The sequence below is a fragment of the Polynucleobacter paneuropaeus genome (assembly GCF_003261235.1).
GTDB classification, from domain to species: domain Bacteria; phylum Pseudomonadota; class Gammaproteobacteria; order Burkholderiales; family Burkholderiaceae; genus Polynucleobacter; species Polynucleobacter paneuropaeus.
Window position 1 is genome coordinate 1,667,271 of the sequence record NZ_CP030085.1, and the last position, 23,535, is coordinate 1,690,805.

A 23,535-nucleotide genomic window follows, 5' to 3' on the forward strand; every position below is an offset into this window, starting at 1 on the left:
GTTTATTGCTTGGCCCCCAACACCACAATTTTCATGCGGTCCATTGCGAGATATTTTTGGAAAGCACTTTCAACCTGCTCTCTTGTTACAGCATTCACCTGCTCTGTCCAAGTATCTAAAGTATTGAGGGGTAAGCCATTCCAAGCAATCGATGAGACGTTATCGAGTAATTTGCGATTGTTATCGATTCGCAGAGGAAATCCATTAATCAAATTCGCTTTAGCTGCATCGAGCTCAGATTGAGTGGGTCCTTTTGCAATAAATTGAGAAATCGTTTCCGTCATGACATCGAGAGCCATAGTGGCCTGATCATTTTTGGTTTGTAGGCCCGCTTGAAAAATACCGGTCTCTTGACCAGGTGCGAAATAACTAAAAACACTATAAGCAAGGCCTCGCTTCTCACGAACTTCGTTCATTAGGCGGGAAACAAATCCGCCTCCACCCAAAGCATAGTTCCCCACGATTAAGGGAAAATAGTCTGGATTATTTCGAGAAATAGCAGTCATACCCATCGCAATATGTGCTTGCTGAGAATCAAACGGAATGGTAATTTCACGCTCAGATAGATTCTGTACAGGTGAGCGAGCCAATTCTGGGAGCGGCGGTATTGAAGATCCTGTCTGCGGCAAATCCTTGACTAGGGTTTGCATAATCTCTTGAGCTTCGCTTTTATTCACATCCCCAACCATGCTGACAATCACACGATCGCTTCGATAAAACTGCTGGTGAAATTGCTTCAAGTCAGATGCGCTCAAGCCAGCGATACTTTTGACTGTCACAGCATTTCCCAAGGGGTAATCACCGTATACGGCTTTTCTAAAGCGTCGATCTAAAACAAAATCAGGCTTTGTCTCTGCTTCAAGTAAACCTGCACTAATGCGTTGTTTCTCGCGATTGACTATTACAGAATCGTAAGTTGGAGAACTTAAGATCAGTCTAGCCAGTTGTATTGCACGATCCCGAATATCAGGTCTGCTTAAACAGCGAATTCGAATCAAGGCCCGTTCACCTGTCACCCCCACACTGATATCTGCACCAAGATCAGCGATTTCATCAGCAATCTGAGCTTCTGTTAGGTTACGACCAGCAGATCGTATGCCGTTATCCAATAATTCGGCCGTCATAATCGCCAAGCCAGTCTTTGAAGCGGGATCGTAACGAGTCCCTGCGTCGATACTGATTTCAATATCGAGCATTGGTAAAGATTGTGTTTGAACTAAATAGGCTTTAGCGCCTTTATAAGAATCTAACTGCTGAATCGGTAATGCTGCCTGCACACTAGTAAGCAGACCGATGCTCATCACAGCACCCAAGACGAGAGACTGGCAATAATATTTCATTTCTGTACCCCCACTTTTGCTGATTGACGGGCCTGGGGATCCAGAATGGCGATGGTTAGCGTAGAGTCAATGAGGTATTTCTTAGCTACAGCTTGCACTTGAGCTGACGTAATTTGTTGCATACGATCTTGCACAGTATCTAAATCTTTCCAAGAAAATCCTGCCATCTCGAAGCCACCAATTTCCATAGCCTGGCCAAAGATAGAATCTCTTTTATAGACTTGATTCGCTAGCAAGCGAGTTTGAATTCTCTTTAACTCTGAATCTAATACCCCTTTATCCGTAACTTCTGCTAGCACCTTACGGATACCTGCCTCAGCTTGAGCAATGGTTTTCCCTTTTGCTAAATCAACGCCAACTATAAACAAAGCAGGTCCACGAGAAATCATGTCGTATTGAGCATCTACGTTGTCTGCCAAACGTGCTTGCTTTACTAAAGTGCGATTCAATCGAGCATTGTCATAACCATCTAGCACCGCTGCCAATAACTCTAAGGCGTATGGCTCATCATTGTTGATGTTGTCAGGCTGTAAGCGCGGAACCTTCCACGCCATAACTAATTGCGCACTATCGGCCGGAGCTTTGACATGAACTTGCTTAACTCCTTTTTGTTCAGGCTCAAGCTGTGGCTTACGAACTGGTAATTCATGTGCCCGAATACCACCATAATATTTTTCAACAAGCTGATAAGTTTTATCGGGATCGATATCGCCGGTAACAATAACAGTCGCATTATTGGGTGCATACCAATTTTGATACCACTGGCGTGCATCACTTGCTTTCATATTCACTAAGTCATTCATCCAACCTATGATGGGGTGACGATAAGGTGAACTCATGAATGCAGTCGCCATTAAAGATTCATTTAATAAGCTGTCTGGATTGTCTTCCGTCCGTAAACGACGCTCTTCCATCACCACCTGAATCTCTTTTGCAAAATCAGCGTCATCGAAATTCAAATTGACCATACGGTCGGCCTCAAGTTGCATTACCTTACTCAATTTAGATTTTTCAACCTGTTGGAAAAAAGCGGTGTAGTCACGGGAGGTAAAAGCGTTTTCACGACCCCCTTCTGCAGCAACGAGACGAGAAAATTCTCCGGGCTTGACCTTATCCGTACCCTTAAACATCATGTGCTCCAAGACGTGAGCAACTCCTGTTCTGCCATTAAATTCATCGATAGAACCTGCTCTGTACCAAACCATATGCGCTACGGTGGGCGCCCGATGGTCTTCTTTAATAATTAACTTTAGGCCGTTGCTCAGCAAATACTCATGAGTGTCCTCCGTCGACTGGGCAGAAGCGCCCCAGGCCAGTTGGCTGATGAGCCAGAATCCAAAGAAAAGAAGTTGAAGAGAGTACCGCATCTGGGTTTGCCTTGTTCTCAGATTAAATTGATAAGATGCAAGTTTTGGATTGTATCGATAATGCTTGGCCTACGTAAAACCCTCGGATCGCTTTTCAAATCAAGCCGGATTGATGAGGCCTGGTTTGATACTCTCGAAGACTCCCTGATTCAGAGTGATGTAGGTATGCCGACGTGCATGCAATTAATGGCTAGCTTACGTCAAGCTGCTAAATCAGAAAAAGTACAAGACTCAGAAACCCTACAAGCATTATTGATTCAAGAGCTCACAAGGCTATTACAAGCATTAGAGGCTCACCCAAATCCCATCTTTGAACATCAAAGTAGTCATCATCCAGAAATCTGGCTCATTGTTGGTGTCAATGGCGCTGGCAAGACCACCACAATTGGTAAGCTCTGCAAACAATTCCAGTCACAAAGAAAGTCCATTCTTCTGGCTGCTGGAGACACTTTCCGTGCCGCCGCACGTAATCAACTCTTAGAGTGGGGGCAACGCAATCAAGTCGATGTGATTGCCCAAGAAAGTGGCGATGCTGCAGCCGTGGCACACGATGCTATTCATGCTGCGATTTCTCGTAAGACGGACATATTGATTATTGACACTGCAGGCAGACTGGCCACACAAGACCATTTGATGGAAGAACTGAAAAAGGTCCAACGCGTCATCGCCAAGGTCCTTCCAGGGGCGCCTCACCACACGCTATTGATTTTGGATGGCAATACGGGCCAGAATGGTTTAAACCAAGTAAAGGCCTTCCACGAAGCGCTGGGACTCACTGGTCTGATCGTTACCAAACTCGATGGGACTGCCAAAGGCGGGGTTATTTGCGCTCTTGCCAACACCTTTCAAGACGGCCCCAAACCTGCAGTTTTAGCGCTTGGCAAAGGCGAAGGAATCGGGGATCTAATCCCCTTCAATGCTTCTGAATATTGCGCCGAATTATTTAATTAAATCAGTATCTTACACGCCTAAAAATACATTAGCACTCACTTGACAAGAGTGCTAAAATAGACCTAATCAGATAGTTAATTAATTAAATCAAAATGGTTGAAAAGAAAGCCTTTAAGCCAGTTGCTCGCGCTGCGTCTGCCGTATTGCCGGCATCACAGTCTGGGGGCGCCATGGCCTTTCCTACGATGCCTTCCCTTGGTGTTGGCACTTTAGATGCTTACATTGCCTACGTTAATCGCGTGCCGATGTTAAGCGCTGCGGAAGAATTGCATCTTGCACAAGAGTTTCGTCGTACTGAAAATGTAGATGCAGCGAGAACCTTGGTGCTCTCACATTTACGCTTAGTTGTATCGGTTGCTCGCCAATACTTAGGCTATGGCATTCCACATGCTGACCTCATCCAAGAAGGTAATGTGGGTCTCATGAAAGCGGTCAAACGCTACGACCCTAGCCAAGGTGCACGTTTAGTGTCTTATGCAATTCATTGGATTAAAGCTGAGATTCATGAGTACATTCTCAAGAATTGGCGCTTAGTTAAAGTAGCAACAACTAAAGCGCAACGCAAATTGTTCTTTAACTTGCGCAGCAATAAACCGACACTAGCGACGCTCAGACCGAGTGAAGTTGACGCTCTAGCAAAAGCACTAGATGTACGTGGTGAAGATGTTAGGGAAATGGAAATGCGACTCGCCGGTGGTGATATCACCCTTGAGGGCGATGATAGCGATGAAGACGCTGCTTATGCGCCTATTCAGTGGCTGTCCGATTCAAACCAAGAACCCACCGCCATGCTGGCTGCGGTGGATGCTGATCATCTTCAGGGTCCGCAATTAGATCAAGCGTTGATGTCCTTAGATGAGCGTAGTCGGAATATTGTGCAATCTCGTTGGTTGGCAATGGATGCTGATGGCCATGGTACTAAAACGCTACATGACCTTGCGGCAGAGTATGGAATTTCTGCTGAGCGCGTGAGACAGATTGAAACGTCTGCTCTCAAAAAGATGCGTGCCCTACTTCAAGCACAAGCCGCTTAAACCCGACCGCTTACTTCAGCAGTTCTTTCAAATCATGCGCTAAGGTCTCGGGGCCTTGCGCATGTTTAATGTAGAGACGCAAGTGCCCCTCTGGATCAAAGACATAACTTCCAGCAGTGTGATCGATAGTGTAAGACCCTGGGGATAAGCCGGGCACCTTCTTGTAGTAAATCTTAAAATCTCTCGTGACTTTTTCAAGAGCAGCTTCATCGGCAGGGCGGAGCCCCATAAAGCGGGGATCAAACGAAGGCACATACTGTTTTAAGATCGCTGCCGTATCGCGCGCTGGATCAACTGTCACGAACAATACCTGCACCTTATCAGCTTGAGGGCCAAGCAGCGTCATGGCTTGCTGCATTTCAGTTAAGGTAGTTGGACAAACATCAGGGCATTGGGTGTAGCCAAAGAACATCACGACGACTTTGCCTTTGAAATCAGTAAGAGTTCTGGTTTTTCCATCTACATCGAGCAAACTAAAATCACCGCCGAAGCCACTAGCACCCGTAATGTCAATATTCTTAAACTCAGGCTTAGGACTACATGCTAAGAGTGCCAGAGTCATCAAGGCCATTACGAGGGTGGAGATAGAGAAGCGCTTCATCTTAAATAAAGTAATGATCAATTAATAAGGCAGCGAACAAGAGCGATAAATAAGTAATCGAAAAACGGAAGGTTTTCTTCGCTAAGGTATCGCTATAAGAAATAAATAAAGCAACTACATAAGCCAAGAAAATAAACCCTAAGACTAATGCTGAGATTAAATATACCAAGCCACTCATCCCATAGATATAAGGTAATAGAGTGGCTGCAATCAATATCAAGGTATACAACAGGATATTGAGTAATGTAAAGCGCTCACCATGTGTGACTGGGAGCATCGGCAATCCTGATTGGACATAGTCGTCGCGACGGTACAGAGCCAAGGCCCAAAAGTGTGGCGGCGTCCAAACGAAGATAATCAACACCAACAACCATGCCTCCGCTGGCACTGAATTGGTCACTGCAGCCCATCCCAAAGCAGGTGGCATTGCACCAGAGAGGCCGCCAATGACGATGTTCTGTGGCGTAGCTGGCTTGAGTAACCAGGTATAGATCACCGCATAGCCTACAAAGGTGGCCACAGTGAGCCACATAGTTAGTGGGTTCGTGAAGTTCCACAAAATAAACATCCCGATTGAGCCCAGCACAATAGAAAAAATTGTAATGTGAAAGGGAGAAATTTCTCCAGTAGCGGATGGGCGCCAAGCAGTCCGTTTCATCTTGGCATCAACTGCTTGCTCAATCAAGCAATTCATCGCAAATGCAGCGCCGGCCAGTAACCAGATACCCACCACACCACCAATCAAAATTGAGGTCGGTACCATACCAGGTGTAGCCAAGAACATTCCAATCACAGCACAAAAGACAGCTAACTGCGTCACGCGTGGTTTTGTTAGTACCCAAAATTGGCGCCAACGAGGTAAGTGCACGACAGTATTGGACTGTGGAGTATTCATAATCGCTTTGGCATCTTAATCTGAATTGCCGTTTTCCATGAAGCCCAGTTACTCATTCTGACGAGACAATAAACGAGTGCAGCTGCTCCAGCGGTATGGAGTAGAGCTGCTAATAAAGGCCACTGAAAGACCACATTCGATATCCCTGTTAGCAGCTGCAGTAGTAAAAGACCAATGAGTAAGCCGCCTAGCCGATACAGATCGGGTTGTGCTGTCCGACTAACGCTGCGCGCACTGAGGCCCAGAGTAACTAGAGTAAGAAACGCTGCAATAGCAAATAGACGGTGCGCCCAATGAATGGTTTGTAGTGCGTTAGGAGTAATGTAATCTCCTGCTGCATTCTTGCCTAACTCTCTCCAGAGTGTGAAGCCTTCATGCCAGTTGGTATCAGGCCACCATGCTCCGTTGCAACTCGGAAAATCTGGGCAGGCTAGTACTGCGTAATTGGTACTCACCCACGCGCCCAAAAAGATTTGGATTCCTAAAACTACTAGGGCCAGACTCACAAGCCATGCTGAGAGTGGCTTTTGTCTCAAAGACACAATCACTGAAGATGGAATTGACCAGGTTTGTTGTGCATAAAGCGTGAGGCAGGCAAGCAGACACAAGGCCAGTATTAAATGCGTACTGACAATGATCGGCTGGAGTTTCAAAGTTACAGTCCAAGCCCCAAAAGCCCCCTGAATACAAACTAGCGCCAACAATCCTAAGCTAGCAATTAACGGCTCCTTGCCCAAAGATTTGACTTTAGTCCAAGCTATGATCACTTGCACAATAATTAAAGTGCCAACTGTCATTGCCAGATAACGATGAATCATTTCAATCCAGGCTTTGAGCAGAGTAACCGGCCCTGATGGCATGGCGTTCTCGGCCAATTGAATATCTCCGATTGCATGCCAGGGATTAGAGTTTCCGTAGCACCCTGGCCAGTCGGGACAGCCTAAACCAGAATCACTCAAACGAGTGAAGGCACCAAAAACAATTAAATCAAAAGTCATAAAGACTAAGAACCAATTGAGTTTTTGAAAAAAAGAATAGCCAGGTCTTCTCCAAAGATAAGCCAAAGGAATGCCAGCAAAAATGAGGGCAATGACTGCAAGTTCAGCGAACAAAGCCAAATTGGGCATTACAGTCTCTCGCCCTTGTGATTGAGTCGCAGTAACTTCTCTAGATCTTTTTTCATACTGCTAAATTCTTTTGGTGAGTTACTAACTGGAAAGTACATCATCTTTTGAGCACTAGGATCAATCAACTGAATTGCTTGACCTGCGCCCTGGGCATTGAGCCAATCATTAAACTGAGCTCGCAACTTCGGATCGGCTGGTAAATTCACCACACTAAAGCCGGCTACCTCGTGATCGTAGGCTTTCGCAATCTCAGGATCAATTGATTTGCCATCTGTATTTACCCATAGCAATTGCACTCGACCCCCTTCTCGACCTACGCCAACTCGCAACTGTCGCATTAAATATAGGCCCTCAACGCAGGATGGATTTTGCGTTGTGCACTCGGCGGCAGGACGAGCGATTAACAAGGTCCACTTCCCACTCAACGGTACATCAAACCAAGCGGGATTAGTATCTTGTACTGGCTGCACTAAAGTACCAAAGTTTGTTTTGCCACCTTCAGGCTTAATAACGTAATACGCCAAATACGATGCAATCACTGGTGCGGCACAGGCAAGCAATAAGAACAACATCTGTAAGCGCCCGCGACGGGTCCGTGCATCAATTGCAGCACCCTCTGACTGTGCTGAAGGAATCAATAACTCTTCTTTACTCACTAATACTCCCAGATAACTTTCGATATTGCCTAAGGCCTGTAACTAACCAAAACAAAAATGCACAAGCAGCTAAAGCAAACCACTGAAAGGCATAAGCATAATGGCGATCTACCCCTGTTGTCAGTGGGGCCCATTCTCGAACCAAGCCATCAGCCTGACCAGTTTGCACCTCACGCAATATATAAGGGCTTTGGGTCCAGCCGTGGTTCTTAGCCTCTTGCTCAAGAGCCAGATTTTGTTGAATACGGGGCTTACTGCCAGGCCCTTGATTGCTATTACCAAACTCATAGACTTTGCCAGGAGTGGCAAAAACAGTCCCCTCAATCGATACAACACCTTTGGGCGTATTGATGGCTGGCAGTGCGACCCTGTCTAAGCCATTGCGGGGAGCCCAACCTCGGTTTACCCAAAGAATCTGACCACTCTCCAATCTGAGCGGCATCATCACATAAAAGCCTGCTGGAGCTGCTTCGCCGTCTTTGTTAACGGGCCGCGGGCGGTTATCTAACCAAACTACCTCTTCAGAAAGAAAAGCCCCCTGCGCCCGCATACGGCGCTGATTGACCTCTTCCAAAGTCCAGTTCTGAGCATTTGCATTCAGAATGGGCATTTGTTGCTTTGTAACTAAATTGGCAGCGAGCATAATCTTTTCATGGGCTCTGCGTAACTGCCAAAAACCAGCGCTGCTGCAAATGATGATCGTGATTAGGGCTGCTAAAGTAGCAACTATGCGTTTGGTAACGAGACTAGAAAAAATATTCAATTGAGGATGTAGAAATGAAGTGGATTATTCCCATCGTACTGCTAATGATCGTTGGAAGCTTGGGCTCAGCCCTGTATTACATGATGAAGGGCAAAGGCTCTGGCCCAAAAATGGTGTATTCCTTAATGTTCCGCATCGGTCTATCGCTAGTTCTATTTTTAGGAATTTTGCTTGCGTATTACTTTGGTCTCATTCAGCCCACCGGGATCCGAGTCGGCACAAACTAAGCAAAAATACTTCAGCAAAACAAATCGGGGCTCTTAAGCCCCGATTGTTATTGAAATTACATCCAGTAGACGCAGATATATAAACCGAGCCATACGACGTCAACGAAGTGCCAATACCAAGCGGCACCTTCAAACGCAAAATGGTGCTCGGCGGTAAAGTCACCACGAATCAAGCGACGTAATACGATTGCCAGCATCGTGCCGCCCAAGAATACGTGGAAACCATGAAAGCCCGTCAACATGAAAAAGGTTGAGCCATAAATACCTGAGGTCAATTTGAGGTTGAGCTCATGATAAGCATGGTAGTACTCGAATGCTTGAAAGCATAAGAAGACAAAGCCGAGTGCAACTGTGGCAGCCAAACCAATGATGGCTTGCTTCATGTGATTCTTGACTAAGGCATGGTGAGCAAACGTGATTGTGACACCAGAGCTCAACAACAACAAAGTGTTGATCGTAGGAATCGGCCATGGACCCATGGTTTCAAAAGGAGCAACCAAACCAGCAGGACCATCATTAGGCCAGACTGCAGAGAAATTTGGCCAAATCAATTTACTTTCTACATCACCCATCCAAGGCATTGCGATGTTTCTAGCGTAGAACAGTGCAGAAAAGAAAGCGGCAAAGAACATGATTTCAGAAAAGATGAACCATGCCATTGACCAACGATAAGAGACGTCTACGTTAACGCCATTTTTACCCGCGTTGGACTCTGCAATCGTATCCCCAAACCAGTGATAGAGAACATAGAGTACCCAGATAACGCCAGCAATCGCCATGGATCCACCCCATGATGTGTGATTGACCCAGCCGACCATGCCAAAACCAAACGCAATCAAGCCGATCGCAGCCATGACTGGATGCCTAGACAAGGGGGGGACATAGTAATAAGGGGTTGAATTGGATGACATCTGATTCTCTCTATTCAATCAAAAAATTATTAATGGGATACCACTGCTCTCACAATTAACAGGAGGATAGCCATAAATACTAAAGCACCAAATACACCTGCAATGATAATGTGAACAAAACTGAGTGAAGCAACATCGTCTTGAAGACCCGCTTTTTTGCGAACTCCTAAAAAAGCCCACAAGACCGCTTTCATGGACTTCAAAAAACTGCTCTTTTTCATATCAGCGCCTTTGATTTCGGTGTTGTCGCTCCAGGCGCTGCAGGAGGTACTCCAACCTCAAAGAAGGTATAGGACAAAGTAATCGTCTTAACATCATCTGGCAAACCAGCATCAATTACAAAGACAACCGGCATTTTTCGTGTTTCATAGGCCGCTAAAGTCTGCTGCTGAAAACAGAAACACTCTAGCTTCGTAAAAAACTCGGTGGCGCTTTTAGGCGCATAACTGGGTATTGCTTGCGCTTGAACTGGTCGGTCTAATTTATTGGAGACCTCATACACAATTTCAGTCATTTCGCCAGGATGAACTTCCAAAAAGTTTTTCGCTGGATGAAAGTTAAATGGACCACGACTATTAGAGTCAAACTCTACTGTGACCTTGCGGGAATAATCTATCTGAGTATTGCCCACTTTATTGGGGCTATAGGCTCTAACGCCATAATCATTTTTGCTAGTCACTACGTTAATGCCCGTCACCTGGCACAAAGCCTTATACAAAGGCACTAAGGCATATCCAAAACCAAACATCAATACAGAAGCAATTAAGAGCTTCAGCAGAATTTGACGGTTGAGGTTTTGAGATAGGGACATTAATCGATCGAAACTTAATTCAAGAGGCTATGCTTAAGCAGAATGCCAATGAAGAAAACAATTGCAATGCTTAAAAGTACAAACCCCAAACGCCTGTTATTGGCGGCTGAGGTTTGTTTTTCAGGACGTGTAAGTTCCGGCTTCATGAATCTGTTCAGCGTTTGGTGGGGTCTCAAAAGTATGATGAGGTGCTGGTGAAGGCACTGTCCACTCCAAACCCTTAGCTCCATCCCATGGTCTCATTGGCGCTTTTTGGCCTTCGCCACGATAAGCAGGCAATGCTACAAAGAATAAGAAGTAAACCTGAGACAAACCAAATCCAAGCGCGCCAATAGAAGCGATCAAGTTGAAATCAGCAAATTGGGTTGGATAGTCAGCGTAACGACGTGGCATGCCCGCTAAACCCAAGAAATGCATTGGGAAGAAGGTGATATTAAAGAAGATCATAGAAGACCAGAAATGAATCTTGCCACGAGTTTCGTTAGCCATCATGCCGGTCCACTTTGGACACCAGTAGTAGAAGCCAGCAAACATTGCAAATAAGGAACCTGCTACCAACACATAGTGGAAGTGGGCGACTACGTAATAGGTATCTTGTAAACCAATATCAATTGGCGCCATAGCGAGGATCAGACCTGTAAAGCCGCCCATGGTAAAGACGAAAATAAAGCCAACTGCCCACAACATCGGAGTTTCAAAGGTCATGGAACCTTTCCACATCGTTGCAACCCAGTTGAAAATTTTTACGCCAGTTGGAACAGCGATCAACATCGTGGCATACATGAAGAAGAGCTGACCAGTGACTGGCATACCTGTTGCAAACATGTGGTGTGCCCAAACGATGAAGGACAAAATCGCGATCGATGAAGTTGCATAAACCATCGAGCTATAGCCAAACAAGGTTTTTCTGGAGAAAGCGGGAACGATTTCACTAATGATTCCGAATGCTGGAAGAATCATGATGTAAACCTCTGGATGACCAAAGAACCAGAAAATATGCTGGAACATAACAGGATCACCACCACCTACTGCGGAGAAAAATGAAGTACCGAAGTGACGATCGGTTAACACCATCGTAATTGCGCCGGCCAACACAGGCATCACAGCAATCAACAAATATGCGGTAATCAACCAAGTCCAGCAGAACATTGGCATCTTCATCAAAGTCATGCCAGGAGCGCGCATATTCAGAATCGTAACGATGATGTTGATCGAGCCCATGATGGAAGACGCGCCCAACAAGTGGAGCGCAAAAATCGCCATATCCATACCAGGACCCATTTGTGAAGTCAAAGGAGCATAGATAGTCCAACCACCAGCAGGAGCACCACCAGGCGCTAAAAAGGAGCTCAATAACAAAGTAGCGGCTACTGGCAGAATCCAGAAACTAAAGTTATTCATCCGCGCGAAGGCCATATCAGAGGCGCCAATTTGCAAAGGCACCATCCAGTTAGCAAAGCCCACAAAGGCAGGCATGATGGCGCCGAACACCATCACCAATCCGTGCATCGTAGTTAACTGATTGAAGAACTCAGGACGGAAGAATTGCAGACCTGGCTGGAATAATTCCAAACGAATACCCATAGCCATGGTTCCGCCAGCCAACAAGCTGACGAAAGAGAAAATCAGGTACATCGTACCGATATCTTTATGGTTAGTAGCGAACAACCAACGACGCCAGCCATGCGGCGTGTGATCATCATGCGCATGATCATGTGCGTGATCTAGAGAGCTAGTAACTGTATTCATGTTTACTCCGGTTTCGTCTTTTCTGTATTAGTAAATAAATTACTTGCCACTGTGTGCCGTAATAATTTCTTGAGTCTGGATTACTTCACCAGTGTGGTTACCCCATGCATTTCTAGTGTAGGTAATCACAGCAGCAATATCAGCATCTGATAAAACACCGCCCCACTTCGGCATCGCATTCTTACCATTGAGCAGGATGTAGAACTGAGCTGCTTTGGGTCCATTAACAACTTTGTCTCCATCGAGAGCGGGGAAGGCGCCAGCGCCTTTACCGTTGGGCTGATGACACGCTGCGCAATTAGCTGCGTAGACTTTTTCACCGCGGGCTTTTTGCTCTTCCAAGGTATAAACCTTTGCAGGATCTTCGCCACCAGCAGTCATTGCTTTTTGCTTATCAGCAACCCACGCTGAGTAATCCTCTGGAGAAACTACCTTGACTACGATCGGCATGAATGCATGTTCAGCACCACACAACTCGGAACACTGACCGCGGAAGGTGCCGATCCGGTCGGCACGGAACCAGGTATCTCGCACAAATCCAGGGATCGCATCTTGTTTCACACCGAATGCAGGAATGGTCCAAGAATGGATAACGTCGTTTGCAGTCGTAATCAGACGAATCTTTTTACCAACCGGTACCACCATCTCATTGTCGACTTCCATCAAATAGGTATTTGATTTTGGAGCGAGATTGTTAATTGCTTCGCGTGAAGTAGATAGTGTGGATAGGAAGTTGATACCTTCACCCTCACCTTTAATGTAGTCGTAGCCCCATTTCCATTGATAGCCAGTTACCTTAATAGTGATATCTGAATTGGTGGTGTCTTTCATCGCTACTACTGTTTTGGTTGCAGGCAAAGCCATACCAATCACAATTAACAGCGGGACAACAGTCCAGATGATTTCAACAGTAGTACTCTCATGGAAGGAAGCTGATTTGTGGCCAAGTGATTTACGGTGCTTAAGAATGGCATAAAACATCACCCCGAATACGCCGATAAATATCACCGCACAAATGATCAGCATCATGATGTGCAAACCATGAATTTGTTCCATGATTTTTGTTGCTGGTGCAGCAAAATTGATTTGATTTACGGCTGGGCCGCCTGGCATGTTTTCAGTAGCGTTTGCTAGCGTTATGCCCAAACTTGCTAAAAGTGTTAGCGAAGCCTTAGTGACTTTTCCAAATAAATTCATCTTATTCTCTGTTTATTGTCCCGAGCAAATTGAACAATCTCGCTTGGGATGCTCAAAAAGCGGTATCTAGCCAATACATCCAGCCGCAATTATAGGGCGAATAATCCGCTTTGACATTTTGATCCTTTGGAGTACAAAAGCATTCTTAATGGGTTGTAATGATAGTAAGTACTTACATTTAATTAGAATCATGTCTTGTCTTGCGCTGAATTTGTCCTGGATCGATATAGGCGAGCTGATCCTTGGCTCTGGTGAGATGTTTACCAATTGCCCAGGCATGCCCGTAGACCACTTCAAGGGTCATTTTTGATGGCAAATGTTGAACAACCCCTTCTATACGAGTGTCTTCATTCATTAATTGCAAAGCAATTGAATCTGCGATCAAAAGGGCATCCGATTCGTATTCCAAATAGAGATATTCCATGTCCATGACCGGCTCCGAAAAACCCTCCGACAGAACTGCATCGCCCATATCGTGCATATCCCATGGGCTCGCTAATTTTTTCAGACTGCCTTCCAACTCTGGAACGCCAATAAACTCTTTACCGGTATCTGGGCCTAAATAGGCAAAAGTGAGAAGCCCTCCTTCTCGAAGGATGCGCCAACATTCCTGTAAAAAATGTTTAGGGTCAGGAAGGTCTTGAAGCAACAAGTCACTGAACACTAAATCTACTGAATCATTTGGAAGTTCGATGCGTCCAGTCTGGCGATAACTGTCTAAGGAAAACTCCCTGCCGCCATGCACTACTGCGCGTAATTTTCGTGATAGCTGAAAGCATCGCAAAGCCCATGCGCTCATAGTCGACTCTGAGGCGCTATTCATTTTCACGCCTGGGAATCGTTTGCTCAAAAGAGCGGCATGCTTGCCCGGAAAATCCGGAATCACTAGCATCTCGTTTACATCTAACTTAACGATCTCTAGCTTTTGTATCATCCGATTTGCAATTTCGGATTGAAGCCATCTTAAGGGTCGGGTCATTTGCTCAGTATACTCAGCGGCCCATGTTTTCATTAGCAAAACTATTGCCTAGCGCCTGCATTATTTGCGAGTCTTTTCAGGATGATCTGGTTTGCCTAGCTTGCTTGAAAAAGCTGTCTAACGAGGCGCTTTGGAATTATGAGTGTTGTAGACAATGCGGGATTTGCTTAACTGCAGACGAACTGCAGGCAGGGTGCTGTGATGAATGTCGAGCAGAGCCTCCATACTTTGATGAAAGTTACTGTCTTGCTTCCTACGACAGCTGTTTACAGAAAGCACTACATGATTTGAAGTATACGAAAAGGATTAGTGTTGCGCATGGTTTAGCGAGGGTGTGGAATGACATTCTATCTTCTAGATTAAATTATCTTGAGATTGACTTTGCGCTTCCTGTACCACTGAGCCAAACCAAATTATGCGAGAGAGGATTTAATCAAAGCTGGGAAATTTTACGTCGCATACAAATACCAAGCACCATGCAAAAACTAGCGTTTGCACTACAAAGACATCACGCATCACAGGACCTTGTAAGAATTGGTAGCAGCTCTCGCACACAAATGATCAAAGGAATGTTTTATGTCAATCCTCGCTATCAGAGGCTGATTGAAGGGCGTAATGTCGTGATTTTTGATGATGTAATGACAAGTAAGGCAACATTGAATGAAATTGCTTACGTTCTGAAGGACAATGGAGCTTCACGCATTACGAATTGGGTATTACTGAGAACCCCAAGATACAAGATCAAAAGATTACAGCATGTTTAATATTGTTTTATTCGAACCAGAAATCCCGCCCAATACTGGAAACATCATCCGCTTGTGCGCAAATACTGGAACCTCGCTTCATTTAATCGAACCTCTGGGTTTTCCGATGGAAGATGCAAAGCTTCGCAGAGCAGGCTTGGATTATCACGAGTTTGCCAGCGTCAAAGTACATCAAAACTGGCAAGCTTTTTTGAGGACCGAACAGCCTAATATGGATCGGGTTTTTGCTTTAACGACCAAAGGTTCAGGGAAATTTCATGCAGGTCAATATCAGCCCAATGATTACTTTGTCTTTGGCTCTGAGACCAAAGGCATTACTGACGAAGTGAGGGACTCCATTCCAACTCAAAACCGGATGCGTTTGGCAATGCAGGAGAGTAGTCGCAGCCTCAATCTTTCGAATACAGTTGCAATAATTGTCTATGAGGCCTGGCGACAGAATGGCCTGCAAGGTGGCAGTTAAAAAATTAGCTGAATCAGGCTTCTGTTGTAGGGTCGCGGCCCATTAATTTCTGCAAAGCCTCTTGCGCACCAACGTGACCAGATAAAACCTCAGTCATGGCGTTGGTAATAGGCATTTGTACCCCCAAGCGCGCCGCTAGATTACTCACTGCAGCAGCACATAAAACACCTTCGGCCACATGCCCAAGTCCATCCAATATTTTTTGCAATGGTTGACCTGCGGCAAGCGCTAAGCCAACTTGCCGGTTCCGTGAGAGATCACCCGTTGCCGTCAAGATCAAATCGCCAACACCCGTCAATCCCATGCAGGTTTCAGAACGCCCGCCAGCGGCTTTTACTAAACGCATCATTTCTGCTAAGCCCCGCGTCAAAACTGCTGCACGCGCATTCAAGCCTAGATTTAAGCCATCACTAATGCCTGCCACGATAGCCAGTACATTTTTAATTGCACCGCCTAACTCGACTCCAATCAAATCATCGCTTGCGTAGATTCGCATATTGCCGTGATGAAAAGCAGTTTGCACAATTGAACAAAGTTCGTCTGATTGACTTGCCACTGTTAAAGCGCAAGGCATTCCATTGGCTACCTCTTTAGCAAAACTTGGGCCAGACAAAACACCATAGACATGTTTAATGCCTTTGTTATGTAAGCGATCTTCTCGCTCGACTACTTGATGGGGCAAAAGGGCTGAGCTGGGCTCCAAGCCTTTACAGAGCCAAACGATATTTAAAGAATGCTTTGCTACTTGCAATACTTGAGCCAGTGTCTGCGCTAAACCAGCCATCGGTGTTGCAATCACCAATAGATCCTGCGAGTCCAGTCGATGAATTGCCTCAGAGAAACTGGCTTCAAGACGAAGACCCTTGGGGAGTGTGAAGCCTGGTAAGTAGGTACTGTTCTCACCCTGCTTCTGAATGTGCTCAATCTGCTCTAAAGAGCGCGACCATAAACAGACTCTGTCATGCTCAAGAGATCGGGCAGCCTGAACAGCCATTGCCGTTCCCCATGCTCCAGCTCCAAGCAGCGTCACTTTCATGATCTGTTGGCCTATGGAATCTGCTTAGTTGGGAAGAATGATTTTGCTTTCTTCAGCGGAGCTATTCTCTGAGTCCGCACCAGCCTTTTGAGCCTGCATCAAGCGATGCTCATACATTCCATGGAAATTCATTTCGTTTAAATGAATTGGCTGGAATCCGGCACGACTAATAGTGTCCGCAATATTGGAACGCAAATAAGGATACAAAATGGTTGGGCAAGCAATGCCTAACATTGGATCAATCTGCTCTGGAGGGATATTGGTGAACTCAAAAATACCAGCTTGATTGGCTTCAATCAAAAATAGCACTTTGCTGTCGATGCGCGCTGTCACGGTAGCCATGACACAAACTTCAAATAGCTCTTCAGACAAACGTGTTACCGAAACATCGGCCTCCACTTGCACCTGTGGCTCTTTGGCAATCAATAAAATTTCAGGGGCATTAGGCTGCTCTAAAGAAAGATCTTTGAGATAAACGCGCTGAATTCGAAAGCCTGGTGCTTTGTCGTCATTCGAGCTGTCTTGAGTTGAAGTCGTTTTATCGTTCATGAAAATTCTCTCTATTGAATATTTACGCCAAAAGAAGATCTAACTGTCCAGCACGATCTAATGCAACGAGGTCGTCGTATCCGCCGACATGAGTATCGCCAATATAGATTTGCGGAACTGTTCTGCGACCTGTTTTTGTCATCATGATTTCGCGCTGGGCTGGGTCCTTATCGATCAAGACCTTCTCTAAATTACTAACGCCTTTTTTTTGTAAAAGCTTTTCAGCCATCACACAGTATGGGCAAACTTGAGTGCTATACATCATTACCTGTGGCATATTTTTCTACTTTACCAAGGGCAAAGCGGCTGCCTTCCAAGCTACGATGCCGCCGTCCAAAGCAGCTACCTCGGCAAATCCCAGTGTTTTAACCGCGGCTACCGCCTTACGGGAATCATTGCCATTCTCACAAATCAAGACTACAGGATGCTTACGATCCAGCTTTAGCTTACCGATCTCGGCCTCCAAGGCAGTAGCCGGAGCAAATTTCGCTCCTGGCAAATGGCCTGCTTTAAAGGCATCTTCAGCGCGTATGTCGAAAACATAGGCCTTACGACGATTGATCCAAATTGTCGCCTCGGTTGGAGACAGGCCCTTTCCACTAATAAGCGTAGATAATGTGGGTAGGAAGAGTGCGATGCCTGAAACCAGCAGTAAGGCAATTAGCGCTAAATTGTCAATTTGAGTGAAAAAGTTCATCACCAGATTATAGAATGGCTCTATGAAACAACTTGTTCTTATTCGTCACGGCGAATCCGCTTGGAATCTTGAAAATCGCTTCACCGGCTGGGCCGACGTAGATTTGACCCCAAATGGGGCAAAACAAGCGCATACCGCTGGCGAAAAACTCCTCAAAGCAGGCTATGTATTTGATATTGCCTACACCTCTGTTCTCAAACGTGCGATCAGAACCCTATGGGGCGTACAAGATGCCATGGATCTCATGTGGATTCCGGTAGTTCATAGTTGGCGTTTAAATGAGCGTCACTATGGCGCCTTGACTGGTTTAAACAAAGCAGAGACGGCATCGAAATATGGTGACGAGCAAGTTCATATTTGGAGAAGATCGTATAACGTTCGTCCCCCTCTTTTAGAAGCGCATGATGAGCGCAATCCACAAAAAGATCGACGCTATGAAAAACTGCAGTCCTCTGAAGTGCCGCTGGGTGAATGTCTTGAAGACAATGTAGAGCGAGTGCTACCCCTATGGAACGAGTCAATCGCGCCAGCCCTTAAAGCAGGCAAGCGCATTGTCCTAGTGGCACACGGCAATAGCATTCGGGCACTCATCAAATACTTAGATCAACTTTCTGACGAGGCCATTATGGAAGTAAATGTTCCTAATGGAATCCCCCTGATATACGAGCTGGATGACAACCTCAAGCCTATCCGCCATTACTATTTAGATTAATGAAGAAAAATATGCGCCAATTTTTTAAAAACTTTGCCCTCATTGCGATTGGCTTAATTGCAGGAGTAACGGCCACCATTCAATTGTCGGCAACAGCTCAACAAAATACGACATTGCCACTGGATGAATTACGCACACTGTCGAATGTCTTTGCTCAAATCAAACGTGAATACGTTGAACCAATTGAAGATAAACAGTTACTGACAGATGCAGTAAAGGGCATGGTTAGCAGCTTGGATCCTCATTCCACATTTTTAGATAAAAAAGATTTTGAAGAAATGCAAGAGCAAACTACGGGTAAGTTTGCTGGCCTTGGAATTGAAATCACCTCTGAGGATGGCTTAGTTAAAGTCATGAATCCTATTGAAGGTAGCCCCGCAGAGCGTGCTGGACTTCAAGCTGGCGATCTGATTACGCGCCTAGATGACAAACCTGTTCGCGGCATGTCTCTCGATAAAGCAGTTCGCACAATGCGCGGCACACCCGGCACCAAGATTACTTTAACCATTTATCGTAAGAGTGAAGAGCGTACTTTTCCAGTGACGATTACTCGCGCAGAAATTAAAGTCCAATCGGTCAAAGCCAAGATTTTGGACAATGACATTGCTTGGGTTCGCATCACCAGCTTTCAAGAGCGGACTGTTCCCGATCTTGCCAAGAAACTTACCGACTTAGCAGCACAAGATCCCAAGCTAAAAGGGATCATTTTGGATCTTCGCAATAATGGTGGCGGCCTATTACAGGGCGCGGTTGGGGTTGCTGCAGCCTTCTTGCCAAATGATGCGGTGATTGTGTCGACTAAAGGGCAAACGCAAGACTCTAAACAAATATTTAATGCCACTCCTGCGATGTATCGCCTGAACGAGCCTGGCGATCCACTTGCTGGCGTCCCAGAAATCTTTAAGAAACTCCCCATGGTGGTTTTGGTAAATGCCTACTCTGCTTCAGCTTCTGAGATTGTGGCTGGTGCTTTGCAGGATTACAAACGTGCAACGATTATTGGCAAGACAACTTTTGGTAAGGGCTCGGTACAAACAGTCCGCCCCCTCACCAATGACAGCGCTCTCAAAATCACCACTGCCTACTACTACACTCCGAACGGTAGATCAATTCAGGCATTTGGTATTAAGCCTGATATTGCAGTAGATCAAAACAAAGATGGTGATCCAGACGATGTCCTCATCACTCGCGAGGTTGATAGCGAGAAACACCTACGCAATAAACAAGCCTCTGAAGAAAAACTGATAGCAGATCGTGAGAAGCGTCGCCTTGAAGAATTACAGCGCATTGAAGAAAAAAATGCAAAGAAGACTGATCAAGAAAAAGAAGCTGACAAAGCAAAAGCTAAAAAGCCTGTTGAACTAGGTAGTCCCAATGACTTTATGCTCGAGCAAGCCGTTTCGTATTTAAATGGCGGCCCTGTCAAGCGCTCTGCTTCCAAGCTCGAATAGATTAGCAAGCAAGGTTCGAGACTCATAATGAATGATGAGCAGCTCTTACGCTATTCAAGACATCTATTGCTCGAAGCCATTGACGTTGCTGGCCAAGAGAAACTACTAACTTCACATGCAGTAATTATTGGTGCTGGCGGACTTGGCAGTGCCGCAGCGCCTTATCTTTCGGCAGCTGGCGTTGGCAAGCTCACCTTGATTGATGATGATCAAGTCGATCTAACTAATCTTCAGCGGCAAGTGATGCACTCCCATCAAACTATTGGACAAAATAAAGCGCTGTCTGGAAAACATTTTCTAGAGCAGCTTAACAATTCGGTTGAGATTATTGCTATCCAAGAACGTGCAAACACTGAACTGTTAAATCAAGTTTTACCGAGCGCGAACATTGTCTTAGATTGCACTGATAACTACTTAACGAGACAACTCATCAATGAAGCGTGTGTCCAACATCGACTGCCCTTGATTTCAGGCGCAGCGATTCGCTTTGATGGCCAGGTAAATGTTTTTGATGTTCGCAACCCAAACTCGCCTTGTTACGCTTGTATCTTCTCTCCAGAAGAGCAATTTGAAGAAACCAATTGTGCAAGCATGGGGGTCTTTTCCCCCTTGGTGGGCATTATTGGGAGCATTCAAGCATCCCAAGCTTTACAGCTCCTGATCGGCTTTGGCGACTCATTGCTAGGTAGGATGCTGATGTGGAATGCGCTGACTACTCAAATCGATGAAATTCGATTAATACGCAATCCCCAATGCTTGATTTGTGGCAAGCGCCACTGAGCCTTTTTACTAGGCTAATAAGCGTTCAAGCGCACTCGCCTGAGCTTCTGGCTCAACTGCTTTAAGAACATCGGGAAGGTAGGTTTTGAGCTCACTCACATTCGCTTTGAGAATTTCTCGTTTAACCAACAGTAGTTGACTGAAGTGCATTGAGAAGTCAGTTAAACCCATTGCCAACAAGAGCTTGGTCAATGTGGGGTCGCCAGCCATCTCTCCACAAATTGCAATCGGCGTCTTTGCTGCATTTGCCTGAGTAATGATGGTGTAGAGCAAACTCAAAATCGCTGGGTGCAAAGGATCGTACAAATGCGCTACTGCATGGTCGGCTCGGTCAATCGCGAGGGTATATTGAATTAAATCATTTGTGCCGATTGATAAAAAATCAAAATGGTGAATAAACAGCGGAAGCGTCAAAGCGGCTGCAGGAATTTCAATCATGGCCCCAACCTGGATATTAGGATTAAACGATTGACCTCGCTGATGCAACTGCTGTTTGGCTTTTTTGATTAAGCGGAAGGTTTCATTAATTTCTTTTGCGTGAGCAAGCATGGGAATCATAATCCGCGCCTGTCCATGAGCAGATGCACGCAAAATCGCTCTTAACTGCGTCAAGAAAATCTCTGGTTCAGTCAGCGACCAACGAATAGCTCGTAAACCTAATGGCGAAGTCCCTGTTTGCGATAAATCACTACCCGCTCCCAAGGCTTTGTCTGCGCCAACATCGATCGTTCTGATATTGACAGGTAAGCCATGCATCAAGTCGATAACGCGCCGATACTCTTCGTATTGTTGATCCTCATCAGGTAGCGCTTGATTACGATCCATAAATAAGAATTCAGAACGGAACAAACCAACACCAACTGCACCCAACTCAACCGCCTGTATCGCATCCTCAGGAAGTTCAATATTGGCAAATAATTCAATAGCTACGCCATCCACTGTGCGGGTTCTTGAATGCTTCAGATTCTGTAGTTTGCTAGTCTCTTCGATTGCCTTGACTTGAAGGGCACGATACTCAGCCAATAATTGTTCGTCAGGGGCAACTACGACCACCCCATGCTCGCCGTCCAAAATCAGCCAATCGCCATGGCGGATCATCTCACTCGCATGACGCACACCAACCACCGCGGGTATTTCCATACTGCGCGCAACAATGGCCGTATGAGAGGTCTTGCCTCCCAGGTCAGTGACAAAGCCTGTGAAAGCATGCTCTTTAAAACGTAACATATCGTGTGGAGCGATGTCGTGCGCAACAATAATGGCATCGACTCCAAGCTCGCTTGATGGTAGAGCATCTGGTGCTTGTAAAGAATCCGATTGCTGATTACTGAGGGCCTTTAAAACACGCTCCGCTACCTGACGAATATCATGGGCTCGCTCTTTAAGATAGGCATCTTCAATTTCAGCAAACTGCTCTAACAAATCATTTAACTCGGTCGTTAAAGCCCACGCTGCATTTAAACGCTCAGTCCGAATGAGCTTCAGGGGTTTTTCAGCAAGTGCAGGATCGGTCAAAATCATCCCGTGAACATCTAAGAACGCAGCCATTTCTTGAGGCGCGTCTTTTGGCAAACCCTTACGTAATTGCTCAAGCTCTAAACGGACTTGTTCAAAGGCATCTAATAATTTTTGGGCTTCTGCCTCTTCTTTGCCGGGCTCAATCACATGATGACTAACCTCTAATGCTGCGCGCGATATTAATACGGCCTTGCCAATTGCAATACCCTTAGATACCGGAATACCATGCAAGGCAAATGTCATATTTAGTCAGCCTCGCCAAAACGGTTATTAATAAGCGCTGTTAATGCCTGCATTGCTTCATCCGCCCTATCGCCAATCGTTTCAAGCGTAACGGTACTGCCAATTCCGGCGGCCAACATCATGACACCCATAATGCTCTTGGCATTAATTTGTCGGCCATTACGAGACAGCAATATTTCACAAGGAAATTCCGCTGCTAATTGAGAGAGCTTGGCAGAAGCCCTGGCATGCAGTCCTAACTTATTCACAATCTGAATATCAGCAACTGGCATTTAAGTTTGCTCCTGCGTTTTTTCTGTGGTGACTTTATTGCCCAAGCGCAAGATGCCGTTCTGACCACCTTGCAGTGCTTTAAGCGCTAAGGTCTCTAAGTCATCTTCCCGATGCGAAATGCAGCGCATCAACATCGGAAGATTTAAGCCTGTTAAAACAATCACTCTGGGGTGTAGCCCGGATACCGCGCCACTCATTTCTAATTTAGTTGCCACATTAGCGGGTGTGGCTCCCATGACGTCCGTGAGTACCAGCACTCCATTACCACCATCTACTTCATTGGCAGCTTGTAATACACGTTCAAAACTGGTCTTGGTATCTTCATGAGGCGGAATATCAATTGCGCGAACTCGATCTGGTGATTTGCCAAAAATATGCTCGGCAAATCCATACATAGCGCTTGCTACCGGGGTATGCGCAACGATAATAATTCCAGCCATT

The 23,535-nt window shown here is 45.7% G+C and carries 30 protein-coding genes; 8 read left to right on the plus strand and 22 right to left on the minus strand.

The features are described from left to right. Positions 1 to 2 precede the first annotated feature (2 nt). Both Pas1_RS08600 and Pas1_RS08605 read right to left on the minus strand, forming a co-directional pair. Positions 3 to 1,340, minus strand: coding sequence for a M16 family metallopeptidase (locus Pas1_RS08600; protein ID WP_112208577.1), 1,338 nt, complete (start codon positions 1,338 to 1,340; stop codon positions 3 to 5). Next, entirely contained in the window at positions 1,337 to 2,707 is a 1,371-nt protein-coding gene (locus Pas1_RS08605; protein WP_112295025.1) for a M16 family metallopeptidase, read from the minus strand. Before Pas1_RS08605 ends, Pas1_RS08600 begins: the two co-directional genes overlap by 4 nt. Positions 2,708 to 2,767: 60 nt before the next feature. Between Pas1_RS08605 and ftsY the strand changes: the two genes are divergently transcribed. Together ftsY and rpoH are read left to right on the plus strand one after the other, a co-directional pair. Further along, on the plus strand, positions 2,768 to 3,658 hold the full coding sequence (gene ftsY, locus Pas1_RS08610) for a signal recognition particle-docking protein FtsY (RefSeq protein ID WP_112295026.1): 891 nt from the start codon (positions 2,768 to 2,770) through the stop codon (positions 3,656 to 3,658). A gap of 92 nt (positions 3,659 to 3,750) precedes the next feature. Continuing rightward, positions 3,751 to 4,692, plus strand: coding sequence for an RNA polymerase sigma factor RpoH (gene rpoH / locus Pas1_RS08615; RefSeq protein ID WP_112295027.1), 942 nt, complete (start codon positions 3,751 to 3,753; stop codon positions 4,690 to 4,692). Between the two features lie 10 nt (positions 4,693 to 4,702). Here the strand turns inward: rpoH and Pas1_RS08620 are convergent, their stop codons facing one another. From Pas1_RS08620 to Pas1_RS08640, 5 genes are read right to left on the minus strand one after another with little or no spacing between them, the layout of a single operon-like run. After that, positions 4,703 to 5,293: an SCO family protein gene (locus Pas1_RS08620; RefSeq protein ID WP_112237267.1), complete on the minus strand. Its 591-nt coding sequence runs from the start codon at positions 5,291 to 5,293 to the stop codon at positions 4,703 to 4,705. 1 nt (position 5,294) lies between these two features. Next, positions 5,295 to 6,188, minus strand: a complete 894-nt coding sequence (cyoE, locus tag Pas1_RS08625) for a heme o synthase (protein ID WP_112295028.1) — start codon at positions 6,186 to 6,188, stop codon at positions 5,295 to 5,297. After that, complete coding sequence (locus Pas1_RS08630; RefSeq protein ID WP_112295029.1) at positions 6,185 to 7,315, minus strand: COX15/CtaA family protein; 1,131 nt, start codon at positions 7,313 to 7,315, stop codon at positions 6,185 to 6,187. Before Pas1_RS08630 ends, cyoE begins: the two co-directional genes overlap by 4 nt. After that, a complete protein-coding gene (locus Pas1_RS08635) occupies positions 7,315 to 7,971 on the minus strand; it encodes a hypothetical protein (protein ID WP_112208583.1) in 657 nt (218 codons plus the stop codon). Before Pas1_RS08635 ends, Pas1_RS08630 begins: the two co-directional genes overlap by 1 nt. Then, positions 7,964 to 8,734 (minus strand): SURF1 family protein, encoded by a 771-nt coding sequence (locus Pas1_RS08640; RefSeq protein WP_112295030.1) that lies wholly within the window; start codon positions 8,732 to 8,734, stop codon positions 7,964 to 7,966. The genes Pas1_RS08635 and Pas1_RS08640 overlap by 8 nt, the downstream gene beginning before the upstream one ends. Positions 8,735 to 8,748: 14 nt before the next feature. On the opposite strand from Pas1_RS08640, the gene Pas1_RS08645 reads away from it, so the two are divergent. Further along, positions 8,749 to 8,961: a twin transmembrane helix small protein gene (locus Pas1_RS08645; RefSeq protein WP_112205479.1), complete on the plus strand. Its 213-nt coding sequence runs from the start codon at positions 8,749 to 8,751 to the stop codon at positions 8,959 to 8,961. Positions 8,962 to 9,017: 56 nt separating this feature from the next. Here Pas1_RS08645 and Pas1_RS08650 read toward each other — a convergent pair whose 3' ends face one another. The 8 genes from Pas1_RS08650 to Pas1_RS09790 form a co-directional block, all read right to left on the minus strand. Continuing rightward, a complete protein-coding gene (locus Pas1_RS08650; RefSeq protein ID WP_112208585.1) occupies positions 9,018 to 9,872 on the minus strand; it encodes a cytochrome c oxidase subunit 3 in 855 nt (284 codons plus the stop codon). Positions 9,873 to 9,901: 29 nt separating this feature from the next. Then, positions 9,902 to 10,093: a DUF2970 domain-containing protein gene (locus tag Pas1_RS08655; RefSeq protein WP_112205483.1), complete on the minus strand. Its 192-nt coding sequence runs from the start codon at positions 10,091 to 10,093 to the stop codon at positions 9,902 to 9,904. Further along, the gene (locus tag Pas1_RS08660; RefSeq protein WP_112205485.1) at positions 10,090 to 10,683 is read right to left on the minus strand and encodes a cytochrome c oxidase assembly protein; all 594 of its coding nucleotides are present in this window, start codon (positions 10,681 to 10,683) and stop codon (positions 10,090 to 10,092) included. The genes Pas1_RS08655 and Pas1_RS08660 overlap by 4 nt, the downstream gene beginning before the upstream one ends. Positions 10,684 to 10,697: 14 nt before the next feature. Then, positions 10,698 to 10,829 carry a cytochrome oxidase small assembly protein gene (locus Pas1_RS09785; RefSeq protein WP_215271904.1) on the minus strand — a complete coding sequence of 44 codons (132 nt, stop codon included), beginning with the start codon at positions 10,827 to 10,829 and terminating at the stop codon, positions 10,698 to 10,700. Then, the gene (gene ctaD, locus Pas1_RS08665) at positions 10,804 to 12,432 is read right to left on the minus strand and encodes a cytochrome c oxidase subunit I (protein ID WP_112295031.1); all 1,629 of its coding nucleotides are present in this window, start codon (positions 12,430 to 12,432) and stop codon (positions 10,804 to 10,806) included. The genes Pas1_RS09785 and ctaD overlap by 26 nt, the downstream gene beginning before the upstream one ends. 39 nt (positions 12,433 to 12,471) lie before the next feature. Beyond that, complete coding sequence (gene coxB, locus Pas1_RS08670; RefSeq protein ID WP_112208586.1) at positions 12,472 to 13,629, minus strand: cytochrome c oxidase subunit II; 1,158 nt, start codon at positions 13,627 to 13,629, stop codon at positions 12,472 to 12,474. A 178-nt stretch (positions 13,630 to 13,807) separates the two neighbouring features. Further along, positions 13,808 to 14,563 carry a methyltransferase domain-containing protein gene (locus Pas1_RS08675; RefSeq protein ID WP_112295206.1) on the minus strand — a complete coding sequence of 252 codons (756 nt, stop codon included), beginning with the start codon at positions 14,561 to 14,563 and terminating at the stop codon, positions 13,808 to 13,810. Between the two features lie 162 nt (positions 14,564 to 14,725). Next, the gene (locus tag Pas1_RS09790; RefSeq protein WP_215307186.1) at positions 14,726 to 14,887 is read right to left on the minus strand and encodes a hypothetical protein; all 162 of its coding nucleotides are present in this window, start codon (positions 14,885 to 14,887) and stop codon (positions 14,726 to 14,728) included. 197 nt (positions 14,888 to 15,084) lie between these two features. Here Pas1_RS09790 and Pas1_RS09795 point away from each other — a divergent pair, with 197 nt between their 5' ends. Both Pas1_RS09795 and trmL read left to right on the plus strand, forming a co-directional pair. Then, positions 15,085 to 15,372: a ComF family protein gene (locus Pas1_RS09795; protein ID WP_204881656.1), complete on the plus strand. Its 288-nt coding sequence runs from the start codon at positions 15,085 to 15,087 to the stop codon at positions 15,370 to 15,372. Continuing rightward, on the plus strand, positions 15,365 to 15,835 hold the full coding sequence (gene trmL / locus Pas1_RS08685) for a tRNA (uridine(34)/cytosine(34)/5-carboxymethylaminomethyluridine(34)-2'-O)-methyltransferase TrmL (protein ID WP_112205493.1): 471 nt from the start codon (positions 15,365 to 15,367) through the stop codon (positions 15,833 to 15,835). The genes Pas1_RS09795 and trmL overlap by 8 nt, the downstream gene beginning before the upstream one ends. A gap of 13 nt (positions 15,836 to 15,848) precedes the next feature. Here the strand turns inward: trmL and Pas1_RS08690 are convergent, their stop codons facing one another. Genes Pas1_RS08690 through Pas1_RS08705 form a run of 4 tightly spaced genes read right to left on the minus strand, consistent with a single transcriptional unit; the run spans position 15,849 to position 18,117 of the window. Continuing rightward, complete coding sequence (locus tag Pas1_RS08690) at positions 15,849 to 16,871, minus strand: NAD(P)H-dependent glycerol-3-phosphate dehydrogenase (RefSeq protein ID WP_112295033.1); 1,023 nt, start codon at positions 16,869 to 16,871, stop codon at positions 15,849 to 15,851. Positions 16,872 to 16,895: 24 nt separating this feature from the next. Continuing rightward, positions 16,896 to 17,420 (minus strand): protein-export chaperone SecB, encoded by a 525-nt coding sequence (secB, locus tag Pas1_RS08695; protein WP_112295034.1) that lies wholly within the window; start codon positions 17,418 to 17,420, stop codon positions 16,896 to 16,898. Between the two features lie 22 nt (positions 17,421 to 17,442). Further along, positions 17,443 to 17,697: a glutaredoxin 3 gene (grxC, locus tag Pas1_RS08700; RefSeq protein WP_112208590.1), complete on the minus strand. Its 255-nt coding sequence runs from the start codon at positions 17,695 to 17,697 to the stop codon at positions 17,443 to 17,445. Between the two features lie 6 nt (positions 17,698 to 17,703). Then, on the minus strand, positions 17,704 to 18,117 hold the full coding sequence (locus Pas1_RS08705; RefSeq protein WP_112205501.1) for a rhodanese-like domain-containing protein: 414 nt from the start codon (positions 18,115 to 18,117) through the stop codon (positions 17,704 to 17,706). A gap of 22 nt (positions 18,118 to 18,139) precedes the next feature. On the opposite strand from Pas1_RS08705, the gene gpmA reads away from it, so the two are divergent. Genes gpmA through Pas1_RS08720 form a run of 3 tightly spaced genes read left to right on the plus strand, consistent with a single transcriptional unit; the run spans position 18,140 to position 21,060 of the window. Then, positions 18,140 to 18,829 (plus strand): 2,3-diphosphoglycerate-dependent phosphoglycerate mutase, encoded by a 690-nt coding sequence (gene gpmA / locus Pas1_RS08710; RefSeq protein WP_112205503.1) that lies wholly within the window; start codon positions 18,140 to 18,142, stop codon positions 18,827 to 18,829. An 11-nt stretch (positions 18,830 to 18,840) separates the two neighbouring features. Next, the gene (locus Pas1_RS08715) at positions 18,841 to 20,280 is read left to right on the plus strand and encodes a S41 family peptidase (RefSeq protein ID WP_112295207.1); all 1,440 of its coding nucleotides are present in this window, start codon (positions 18,841 to 18,843) and stop codon (positions 20,278 to 20,280) included. Positions 20,281 to 20,307: 27 nt separating this feature from the next. After that, positions 20,308 to 21,060, plus strand: a complete 753-nt coding sequence (locus tag Pas1_RS08720) for a HesA/MoeB/ThiF family protein (RefSeq protein WP_112295035.1) — start codon at positions 20,308 to 20,310, stop codon at positions 21,058 to 21,060. 9 nt (positions 21,061 to 21,069) lie between these two features. Here Pas1_RS08720 and ptsP read toward each other — a convergent pair whose 3' ends face one another. From ptsP to Pas1_RS08735, 3 genes are read right to left on the minus strand one after another with little or no spacing between them, the layout of a single operon-like run. Continuing rightward, a complete protein-coding gene (gene ptsP / locus Pas1_RS08725; protein WP_112236758.1) occupies positions 21,070 to 22,821 on the minus strand; it encodes a phosphoenolpyruvate--protein phosphotransferase in 1,752 nt (583 codons plus the stop codon). A 2-nt stretch (positions 22,822 to 22,823) separates the two neighbouring features. Next, entirely contained in the window at positions 22,824 to 23,093 is a 270-nt protein-coding gene (locus Pas1_RS08730) for an HPr family phosphocarrier protein (RefSeq protein ID WP_112205509.1), read from the minus strand. Then, positions 23,094 to 23,534, minus strand: a complete 441-nt coding sequence (locus Pas1_RS08735) for a PTS sugar transporter subunit IIA (RefSeq protein ID WP_112205511.1) — start codon at positions 23,532 to 23,534, stop codon at positions 23,094 to 23,096. Between the last annotated feature and the right edge of the window lies 1 nt (position 23,535).

Bases quoted from the DNA above. Each gene is read 5' to 3' on its own strand.
- Pas1_RS08605 (WP_112295025.1), bottom strand. From the start codon at position 2,707: ATGCGGTACTCTCTTCAACTTCTTTTCTTTGGATTCTGGCTCATCAGC.
- Pas1_RS09785 (WP_215271904.1), bottom strand. From the start codon at position 10,829: ATGAAGCCGGAACTTACACGTCCTGAAAAACAAACCTCAGCCGCCAAT.
- Pas1_RS08675 (WP_112295206.1), bottom strand. From the start codon at position 14,563: ATGATACAAAAGCTAGAGATCGTTAAGTTAGATGTAAACGAGATGCTA.
- trmL (WP_112205493.1), top strand. From the start codon at position 15,365: ATGTTTAATATTGTTTTATTCGAACCAGAAATCCCGCCCAATACTGGA.
- Pas1_RS08650 (WP_112208585.1), bottom strand. From the start codon at position 9,872: ATGTCATCCAATTCAACCCCTTATTACTATGTCCCCCCCTTGTCTAGG.
- Pas1_RS08620 (WP_112237267.1), bottom strand. From the start codon at position 5,293: ATGAAGCGCTTCTCTATCTCCACCCTCGTAATGGCCTTGATGACTCTG.
- Pas1_RS08715 (WP_112295207.1), top strand. From the start codon at position 18,841: ATGCGCCAATTTTTTAAAAACTTTGCCCTCATTGCGATTGGCTTAATT.
- Pas1_RS09795 (WP_204881656.1), top strand. From the start codon at position 15,085: ATGCAAAAACTAGCGTTTGCACTACAAAGACATCACGCATCACAGGAC.
- rpoH (WP_112295027.1), top strand. From the start codon at position 3,751: ATGGTTGAAAAGAAAGCCTTTAAGCCAGTTGCTCGCGCTGCGTCTGCC.
- Pas1_RS08660 (WP_112205485.1), bottom strand. From the start codon at position 10,683: ATGTCCCTATCTCAAAACCTCAACCGTCAAATTCTGCTGAAGCTCTTA.
- coxB (WP_112208586.1), bottom strand. From the start codon at position 13,629: ATGAATTTATTTGGAAAAGTCACTAAGGCTTCGCTAACACTTTTAGCA.
- Pas1_RS08735 (WP_112205511.1), bottom strand. From the start codon at position 23,534: ATGGCTGGAATTATTATCGTTGCGCATACCCCGGTAGCAAGCGCTATG.
- Pas1_RS08690 (WP_112295033.1), bottom strand. From the start codon at position 16,871: ATGAAAGTGACGCTGCTTGGAGCTGGAGCATGGGGAACGGCAATGGCT.
- Pas1_RS08630 (WP_112295029.1), bottom strand. From the start codon at position 7,315: ATGCCCAATTTGGCTTTGTTCGCTGAACTTGCAGTCATTGCCCTCATT.
- secB (WP_112295034.1), bottom strand. From the start codon at position 17,420: ATGAACGATAAAACGACTTCAACTCAAGACAGCTCGAATGACGACAAA.
- gpmA (WP_112205503.1), top strand. From the start codon at position 18,140: ATGAAACAACTTGTTCTTATTCGTCACGGCGAATCCGCTTGGAATCTT.
- ptsP (WP_112236758.1), bottom strand. From the start codon at position 22,821: ATGACATTTGCCTTGCATGGTATTCCGGTATCTAAGGGTATTGCAATT.
- ftsY (WP_112295026.1), top strand. From the start codon at position 2,768: ATGCTTGGCCTACGTAAAACCCTCGGATCGCTTTTCAAATCAAGCCGG.
- Pas1_RS08730 (WP_112205509.1), bottom strand. From the start codon at position 23,093: ATGCCAGTTGCTGATATTCAGATTGTGAATAAGTTAGGACTGCATGCC.
- Pas1_RS08720 (WP_112295035.1), top strand. From the start codon at position 20,308: ATGAATGATGAGCAGCTCTTACGCTATTCAAGACATCTATTGCTCGAA.
- grxC (WP_112208590.1), bottom strand. From the start codon at position 17,697: ATGCCACAGGTAATGATGTATAGCACTCAAGTTTGCCCATACTGTGTG.
- Pas1_RS08705 (WP_112205501.1), bottom strand. From the start codon at position 18,117: ATGAACTTTTTCACTCAAATTGACAATTTAGCGCTAATTGCCTTACTG.
- Pas1_RS08655 (WP_112205483.1), bottom strand. From the start codon at position 10,093: ATGAAAAAGAGCAGTTTTTTGAAGTCCATGAAAGCGGTCTTGTGGGCT.
- Pas1_RS08600 (WP_112208577.1), bottom strand. From the start codon at position 1,340: ATGAAATATTATTGCCAGTCTCTCGTCTTGGGTGCTGTGATGAGCATC.
- cyoE (WP_112295028.1), bottom strand. From the start codon at position 6,188: ATGAATACTCCACAGTCCAATACTGTCGTGCACTTACCTCGTTGGCGC.
- Pas1_RS08645 (WP_112205479.1), top strand. From the start codon at position 8,749: ATGAAGTGGATTATTCCCATCGTACTGCTAATGATCGTTGGAAGCTTG.
- ctaD (WP_112295031.1), bottom strand. From the start codon at position 12,432: ATGAATACAGTTACTAGCTCTCTAGATCACGCACATGATCATGCGCAT.